General features: G+C 55.5%; 1 protein-coding gene. It reads left to right on the forward strand.

The annotated features are described in order from the left end of the window. Positions 1 to 185: 185 nt before the first annotated feature. Positions 186 to 1,637 (forward strand): 2-methylcitrate dehydratase, encoded by a 1,452-nt coding sequence (gene prpD / locus EQY_RS0121040; RefSeq protein WP_001275841.1) that lies wholly within the window; start codon positions 186 to 188, stop codon positions 1,635 to 1,637. Positions 1,638 to 1,692 lie beyond the last annotated feature (55 nt).

Below are 1,692 nucleotides of genomic sequence, written 5' to 3' on the forward strand. Positions count from 1 at the left end.
TCCCCGGAAGGGAGAGGGGGAAAAACGCGCTCCATTTGACCGAGTGCACGGACAGTTCCCTCGCCCCTCCGGGGAGAGGGTTAGGGTGAGGGGAAAGGCCTGCTCAGAAGTAAACACTCACTCTCGATAACAGAGTAAAAAATAATCACTTTAACTTTATAAAAAATCCGAAGGAAACGTACCCAATGTCAGCTCAAATCAACAACATCCGCCCGGAATTCGACCGCGAAATTATTGATATCGTCGATTACGTAATGAACTTCGAAATCAGCTCCAGAGTGGCCTACGACACCGCACATTACTGCCTGCTCGACACTCTCGGCTGCGGTCTGGAAGCTCTCGAATACCCGGCCTGTAAAAAACTGCTGGGGCCAATTGTCCCCGGCACCGTCGTACCTAACGGCGTGCGCGTCCCCGGAACTCAGTTCCAGCTCGACCCTGTCCAGGCGGCATTTAACATTGGCGCGATGATCCGTTGGCTTGATTTCAACGATACCTGGCTGGCGGCGGAGTGGGGACATCCTTCCGACAACCTCGGCGGCATTCTGGCAACGGCGGACTGGCTTTCGCGCAACGCGGTTGCCAGCGGCAAAGCGCCGTTGACCATGAAACAGGTGCTGACCGCAATGATCAAAGCCCATGAAATTCAGGGCTGCATCGCGCTGGAAAACTCCTTTAACCGCGTCGGACTCGACCACGTTCTGTTAGTGAAAGTGGCTTCCACCGCCGTGGTCGCCGAAATGCTCGGCCTGACCCGCGAGGAAATTCTCAACGCCGTTTCGCTGGCGTGGGTAGACGGTCAGTCGCTGCGCACCTATCGCCATGCGCCGAACACCGGCACGCGCAAATCCTGGGCGGCGGGCGATGCCACTTCCCGCGCGGTACGTCTGGCACTGATGGCGAAAACCGGCGAAATGGGTTATCCGTCAGCCCTGACCGCGCCGGTGTGGGGCTTCTACGACGTCTCCTTTAAAGGCGAGTCGTTCCGTTTCCAGCGCCCGTATGGTTCCTACGTTATGGAAAATGTGCTGTTCAAAATCTCCTTCCCGGCGGAGTTCCACTCCCAGACGGCAGTTGAAGCGGCGATGACGCTCTATGAACAGATGCAGGCAGTAGGCAAAACGGCGGCAGATATCGAAAAAGTGACCATTCGCACCCACGAAGCCTGTATTCGCATCATCGACAAAAAAGGGCCACTCAATAACCCGGCAGACCGCGATCACTGCATTCAGTACATGGTGGCGATCCCGCTGCTGTTCGGGCGTTTAACGGCGGCAGATTACGAAGATAACGTTGCGCAAGATAAACGCATCGATGCCCTGCGCGAGAAGATCAATTGCTTTGAAGATCCGGCATTTACCGCTGACTACCACGACCCGGAAAAACGCGCTATCGCCAATGCCATTACCCTTGAGTTCACCGACGGCACGCGCTTTGAAGAAGTGGTGGTGGAGTACCCGATTGGTCATGCCCGTCGCCGTCAGGATGGCATTCCGAAACTGGTCGATAAATTCAAAATCAACCTCGCACGCCAGTTCCCGACTCGCCAGCAGCAGCGCATTCTGGACGTTTCTCTCGACAGAACTCGCCTCGAACAGATGCCGGTCAATGAGTATCTCGACCTGTACGTCATTTAAGTAAACGGCGGTAAGGCGTAAGTTCAACAGGAAATGTAATGAACACATCCCCCCC

The sequence above is a fragment of the Escherichia sp. TW14182 genome (assembly GCF_000208525.1).
Taxonomy (GTDB): domain Bacteria; phylum Pseudomonadota; class Gammaproteobacteria; order Enterobacterales; family Enterobacteriaceae; genus Escherichia; species Escherichia ruysiae.